The following is a 6431-nucleotide window of genomic DNA, read 5'->3' on the forward strand; positions in this document are numbered from 1 at the left end:
GTCGGGCACCGTGGTCTCCATGACACAGATGACGGTGCTCGCTGTGGGCGGTACCGGCGAATCCCGCCCCGACGATCGCCGGACCGAGGTGACGGGTCTGTTGAGCCGCGTCGCCGAACACCTCGACGAGCGATTCGCCAGCCGGTGGGTCGGCTACCCGGCGTCGTACGGACCGGTTGCTGTCGGTGGACTCAGCTACCGCCACAGCACCGTGGCAGGTGTGCGCCGGTTGATTGCCGCCATCCGCGATGTCGACGGCCCAGTCGCGCTGATCGGCTACTCCCAGGGATGCTCGGTCATTCGCGAACTGCTCGGACTGATGGCGAAAGGGACGGTCTCGCTGCCGTCGGTGATGGCCGCAGGCCTGATCTCGGATCCGCAGCAACCCGCGGGCGCAGTCGACGGCTGCGTGGGGCGTGGTGTAGCCGGTGAGGGCCCGGCCATCCCGTCGACCGTCGAGACACTGTGGGTCGGTCATCCGCAGGACATGATCTGCAATGCGAGCGACGACAGCTACATCCGGGACATCGCCGACATCACCAGGTGGATGTCGTTCCGCACCACGAAGATCTGGCGCCGGGAACTCTGGCAGCTGCTGCGCAGCAACGGCTTTCAGAATGCCGCGAAGACCGGGCTCTCCCCACAGCAGTGGGTCCGAGATGCCCGACGTCTCCGCGTCGCCGCCGGTGAGCTGAGCGGGTATCTGCCGCGCACAGTGACGTGGGGACGCCTACGGGTGAACAACCCGTCCGGCGACCGGCACGTCGCGTACGCGAGCGAACCTCTTGATCACAGTGGACTCACCGGCTGCGAGATCCTCGCGCAATGGCTGCAGGTGCAGGTGACCTTCCGGCCGTACGAACTACGGGGCTTCGAACTGCGGGCGGACGAACTGGCCGCGTGAATTTTCAGTTGCGGCGGCACAGACAGAAAACGTGACCGGCCGGGTCGCGATACACCCGGAAGCCCTCGTGGTTCTGGTCGCCTTCGAGCTTGGTCGCACCGACACCGAGGACGAACTGCTCAGCGGCATCCATGTCGTCGACCATGAGGTCGAGGTGAATCTTGATGCCGTCGGACGGCCAGTTCAACGGGTTGAAATCGGGAGCTTTCTGGAACGCCAACCGTAGTTCGCCCGGCCCCTGCAGTACGGCCCAGTCGCCGTCGTTCCGGGCGAGTTCCCATCCCAGAACATGCCCGTAGAACTCGGCGAGCGCCGCGGTGTCCGGGCAATCGAGGACGGTGTAATCCATGTCGATCGTGGGTGCAGTCATGTCCCTGGACATTAGCCGCTGCGCTTGAATCGGTGGGTTCTTTTACTGACCCAGCGCGGGGGCGAAAGTCGAGAACCACGCGTCGTGCAGGTGCTCTTCCCAGTAGTTCCACCAGTGCGTACCGGTGCCGGTGATCCGCACCTGCGGGTTGTTACCGGTGGCGCGAAGGGCGGCGACGTAGGCGCGGCTGCTCAGCCCGGACGCCGTCTCGAGGGGGACCATCTGGGCGAACTTGACCGGATCGAAGCTACCGCTGACCGGGTTGACGGTGGGGTCTGTCAACGGCGAGCCCGTGCCTGCCGAGACGAACACCGACGTGCCGCGCAGCTTGCCCGCGTTGAGCAGCGGATCGTTGGCGAGCCACGACGCGGACGGCCACGCGCCCCACATGTTGCGAGCGTTGCCGCCCATCTCGCCGACGGAAACCTGAATTCCCTGTGCGTAGCCGGGGCTGCTCGCCGACGGGTATCCACTGAAGGAGGCGACGGCCTTGTAGAAGTCGGGGCGGTGCGCAGCCAGGTTGAGCGCCGACGTGCCGCTCATGGACAGTCCGGCGACCGCGTTGTTGACGCCGTCACTGCCGAAACGGTCGGCCATGACCGGGGGCAACTCTTCGGTGAGGAAGGTTTCCCACTTCACGACGCCGAGCTTCGGGTCGGGGCGCTCCCAGTCGGTGTAGAACGTGCCGCCGCCGCCGAACGGGATGACCACGTTGACGTGCTTGTCGGCGAAGAACCGCTCGACGTCGGTCTCGATGAGCCAGCCGTTGTTGTCGTCGGGAGCGCGTAGACCGTCGAGCAGGTAGATCGTCGGGGCCGGGCCTTCGCCTGCCGCCGTCAGGACCTTGACCGGAATGTCCTTGTTCATCGCGTCCGAGTGAACGTAGATCAGAGCCGAATCGGCCTGCGCTACCCCGGTACCGACGAATGTGGCGGCGAACGCGGCGATCAACACCGTCACCAATCCCAGAACCAAGCCACGCGCGCGAGAGAACATCAAGCAATCCCTTTTCGTCTTCGGTTCGACCGACCTGTCGGGTGCGAAGGGTAACAGGGAAATAACAGTTGTGTGCACCACAGATCTCAGACGAGCCACCACGCCGCGTAGGGCGGAACCCACACCAGACCCTCGTGGGCGACGAGCGCGTCGCCCGTAAGGACCTCCTGCGGAGCGACGAGTCCGAGTTCCAGCAGTTCCGACATCGGCAAGGGTCGGTGCTCGGCCGTGACGTTGAAGACCGCGACCAATGTTCCGCTGGGATGGCGACGCACCAGTACCAGCAATCCGTCGTCGGTGTCCGCCAAAACCTGCACCGGCGCCTCGGCGTGCAGCATCGGCAGGCCCGCGCGGACCCGCGCGATGTGCGCGATTCCGTCGTACACACGCGCCGCATCGGAGCCGGACTCGAATCGTCGCGCGCGGTCGGCGTCGGTGACGCGCGGGCGGTGAACCCACCGGTTGTCTCGCTCGTGCCCTGGCTCGCTCGCCCAATCGGGATCGCCTGGCGAGGCCAGTTCGTCGCCGCTCCAGACGACGGGGATTCCGCCCCAGGCCGCGACGATCGCATGGGCGAGGAAGATCCGCGCGAACGCACCGTCGGGGTCCTTCCTCGAAGGCCCGAGCCCGCTGAGCGCAGCGGCCGTTCCACTGATCCGTCGGTCGCCGGTCTGCGGATTGTGTTGGAAGACCATGCCTTCGGCCCACGAGCCGTCGAACTGGCCCGCATACCACTCGGCCAGGAAGTGTCGGTGACCGGCGCCGGTCAGGCCCAGCGCAGCGGCGTCGGCGTCGTCGATGGCCCAACCGATGTCGTCGTGGCAGCGCACGTACGTCACCCAGGTAGCGGTGGACGGCGTAGGCGGCAGCGACGCCAGTGCGTGCCGCGCCAGGTCCGTGCTGCCGGAGGCCAACATCGACCAGATCTGCACCATCAGGCTGTTGTTGTAGGCGATGTCGGACACCCGCCCGGTGTGCCTGCCGAGGCCGAGGTACGGCATCAGATCACGCGGCCCGACGATGGCCTCGGCTTTGAACAGCGTTGCAGGGGCCGCGAGCCGGCAGGTGGTGCGCAGTGCCTGCGTGATCGCATGCACCTCGGGCTGATTCTGGCAGTTGGTGCCGATGCGCTTCCACAGGAACGCGATCGCATCCAATCGCAGCACTTCGACGCCGAGGTTGGCCAGGTGCACCACGATGTCGGCGAACTCTTCCAGCACCTCGGGGTTGGCCCAGTTGAGGTCCCACTGCCAGGTGTTGAACGTCGTCCAGACCCATTCATCGAGGTCGGCGTCCAAAGTGAAGCTTCCGGGCGCGAAATCCGGGAACACCTCCGGCAGGGTGCGCTCGTAGGCGTCGGGGGTGTTCCGGTCGGGATAGATGTGGAAATACCTGCGGTACCGCTCGTCCCCGGCCCGCGCCTGCTCGGCCCACTCGTGCTCGCGGGCAACATGATTGAGCACCAGATCGACGACCGTGCTGATGCCGCGGCCGCGCAGTTTTGTCGCGAGAGCACGTAGATCGTCGTTCGTCCCGAGATCCGGGCGCACAGCGCGGAAGTCCATGACGGCGTATCCGCCGTCGTTGTCCCCGGGCCGCGGCGTCAACAGCGGCATCAAATGAAGGTAGGTGACGCCGAGGTCGGTCAGGTGGTCGAGCCGCTCCCCCAGGCCCTTCAGGGTCGCGCCGTACCGATCGACGTAACAGGCGTAGCCGAACATTTCCGGCCGCTGAAACCAATCCGGCTGCAGCAGACGACGCTGATCCAGCCGATGAAGGTCGTCGGACCGATCGGCGAACGCGCGAGCGGCAATCGCGACGAGGCGAGTCGCAACCTCGTCGGGGTTGTCGTACAACGCCGTGACGGCATCGTGCAGATCCGGCCACCATTGTTCGAGCCGAAGCGCAAACGTCTCACGGCGATGAGCCGGAAGAGCAGCTAGAACAGCGCGGTGCACGTCGGGCAGAGCCATTGTTCGATCATGGCACGGAGACAGCCCTGATCGGTCTGGTGATCTGCTTGGCCACACAGGACGGGATCCCTGCGGCGTCCTCGGATGCCAGGCGCCGGTAGGTGCTCGGCGGCATGCCGACCAGTTCGGTGAACCGCGTACTGAAGGTTCCGAGCGAACTGCACCCGACCTCGAAGCACACGTCGGTGACGCTCAGGTCGCCTCGACGCAGCAGAGCCATCGCGCGTTCGATGCGTCGGGTCATCAGATAGGAGTAGGGCGATTCGCCGTAGGCGAGTTTGAACTGGCGACTCAGATAACCGGCAGAAACGTTGACGCCGCGCGCGAGCGCCTCGACATCCAGTGGTTGCGCGTACTCGCGGTCCATCCGGTCCCGCACGCGTCGCAGCCTAATCAGATCCTTCACACGCTCCGCCGAGGTCACCGGATCATCGTCGCACCAACCACCCGCCTTGGCCAGCATGCGCAAGACTGTCCCGGTGAAGATCACCGACGGTCAGCGACGAACTCGGCTCGTCACCCGCCATTTCGCAGACGCGGCCGGCGTCGAGGACGTCGTGTCCAACGTGCTCGCGCTGCACGCGACGGACCCGGCGTCGGTCTACCTGTCGACGCTGGCCCGTGCCCGGTCACTCGACATCGACGACGTACGGGCCGCGATGTACGACCGTCGAACCTTGGTGCGGCTCATGGCGATGCGCCGTACGCTGTTCGTCGTCGCCCACGACGATGTGCCCATGATCCACGCCGGGGCGAGCCTCGGCGTCGCGCGGACGATGAGGGCGACGTTGCTCAGGCAGGTGGCAAAGGGCTCGACGGAGCCACCCATCGACGACGTGCAGGCATGGATCTCCGATGTCGAGCGCGCAACGGAAGAGGCGGTGCGGGCCGCCGGAACCGCCACCGGTGCGGAACTGTCGACCGCCGTCCCGCTGCTGAAGACGGCGTTCCTACCGACGACCGACAAGGCGTACGACGTCAAGCGGTACGTCACCTCGCAGGTACTGACGATGATGGCGGCGGAAGGCAAGCTGGTGCGCGTCGAACCACGCGGGGCTTGGACTTCGCGGCGGCACGCGTGGGCACCGATAGACCACTGGTGGGCCGACGGCATTCCTCTTCTGGAAGAAGCCGAAGCCCGCGGGATGTTGGCGCAACGCTGGCTGGAGGTGTTCGGGCCCGCAACGCTCGACGACGTGCAGTGGTGGACGGGATGGAACAAGACCCAGACCCGCGCCGCAGTCGCCGGACTCGACACCGTCGACGTCGAGCTCGACGCAGGTGACGGAATCATGCTGCGCGACAGCACTTTCGACGAAGCATCGCCGTCGGTGATGCTGCTGCCCGCACTCGACCCCACTGCCATGGGCTGGAAGCACCGCGACTGGTACCTCGGCGAACACAAGAAACCGCTGTTCGACACCTTCGGCAACATCGGCCCGAGCATCTGGGTCGACGGCCGTATCGTCGGCGGCTGGGCCGTCACCCCGCGCGGCGACGTGGTGACCGAACTCTTCGAAAACGTCGCGTCCGCCGACATCACAGCCGAAGCCGGCCGACTCACCGACCTCCTGGGCAGCACACCCGTCGTACCGACCTTCCCGACGCCGCTGGAAAAGCGACTGCGTGGCAAGTAGCCAGCCGCCCACCGCGTGGCCGAGGTACCCGGTCGCAGGCACGAGGCAGGACGCGTACCATACCAAAACATGCCGATAAGTCTCGTCTCGGTCATCATACCGGTGTACAACGGACTCCCATTTCTGGACGTTCAACTCGAGGCGCTCGCCGCGCAGGATTACGCGGGCGACTTCGAGGTCGTGGTCAGCGACAACGGTTCCAATGACGGCACCCGCGAACATGTGGAAGGCATATCCTCTACTTTGACGCTTCGATGCGTCGACGCATCCCGCACCAGGGGCGTCTCACACGCGAGGAACGTCGGCATCGACGCTGCCCGAGGGGAGTTCCTCGCCATTGTGGATCACGACGATGCGGTCCACCCTGGTTGGCTCAGCGCCCTTGTCCGTGCGGCGGAAGAGTTCGACGCACTCGGGGGCCCGAGCGAAGTGGATTCGCTCAATTCGAAAGAAATGGCGTCCTGGAGAGCAGTCCCACCGCCAGAGGAGCGATTCGACAGTATCTATCTTCCCTGGGCGAAGGGAAACAATTTCGCAATGTGGCGTCGGGT

The 6431-nt window shown here is 65.7% G+C and carries 7 protein-coding genes; 3 read left to right on the plus strand and 4 right to left on the minus strand.

From position 1 onward, the window contains the following. Positions 1–19: 19 nt before the first annotated feature. The gene (locus tag WBQ44_RS00065) at positions 20–904 is read left to right on the plus strand and encodes a PE-PPE domain-containing protein (protein WP_495564701.1); all 885 of its coding nucleotides are present in this window, start codon (positions 20–22) and stop codon (positions 902–904) included. Positions 905–908: 4 nt separating this feature from the next. Here WBQ44_RS00065 and WBQ44_RS00070 read toward each other — a convergent pair whose 3' ends face one another. From WBQ44_RS00070 to WBQ44_RS00085, 4 genes are all read right to left on the minus strand, one after another. Next, complete coding sequence (locus tag WBQ44_RS00070; RefSeq protein ID WP_495564696.1) at positions 909–1274, minus strand: VOC family protein; 366 nt, start codon at positions 1272–1274, stop codon at positions 909–911. A 42-nt stretch (positions 1275–1316) separates the two neighbouring features. Next, positions 1317–2270 carry an alpha/beta hydrolase gene (locus WBQ44_RS00075; RefSeq protein ID WP_495564697.1) on the minus strand — a complete coding sequence of 318 codons (954 nt, stop codon included), beginning with the start codon at positions 2268–2270 and terminating at the stop codon, positions 1317–1319. An 86-nt stretch (positions 2271–2356) separates the two neighbouring features. Beyond that, complete coding sequence (locus WBQ44_RS00080) at positions 2357–4243, minus strand: alpha-amylase family protein (protein WP_495564698.1); 1887 nt, start codon at positions 4241–4243, stop codon at positions 2357–2359. Between the two features lie 7 nt (positions 4244–4250). Continuing rightward, positions 4251–4610: a helix-turn-helix transcriptional regulator gene (locus tag WBQ44_RS00085; protein WP_495564702.1), complete on the minus strand. Its 360-nt coding sequence runs from the start codon at positions 4608–4610 to the stop codon at positions 4251–4253. Between the two features lie 94 nt (positions 4611–4704). Here WBQ44_RS00085 and WBQ44_RS00090 point away from each other — a divergent pair, with 94 nt between their 5' ends. Then, positions 4705–5880, plus strand: a complete 1176-nt coding sequence (locus WBQ44_RS00090) for a winged helix DNA-binding domain-containing protein (RefSeq protein ID WP_495564699.1) — start codon at positions 4705–4707, stop codon at positions 5878–5880. Between the two features lie 69 nt (positions 5881–5949). Next, positions 5950–6431, plus strand: a 482-nt coding sequence (locus tag WBQ44_RS00095; RefSeq protein ID WP_495564700.1) for a glycosyltransferase family 2 protein, incomplete at its 3' end; no start/stop codon positions are given.

This window comes from Rhodococcus sp. (in: high G+C Gram-positive bacteria), from assembly GCF_049591685.1.
GTDB lineage: Bacteria > Actinomycetota > Actinomycetes > Mycobacteriales > Mycobacteriaceae > Rhodococcoides.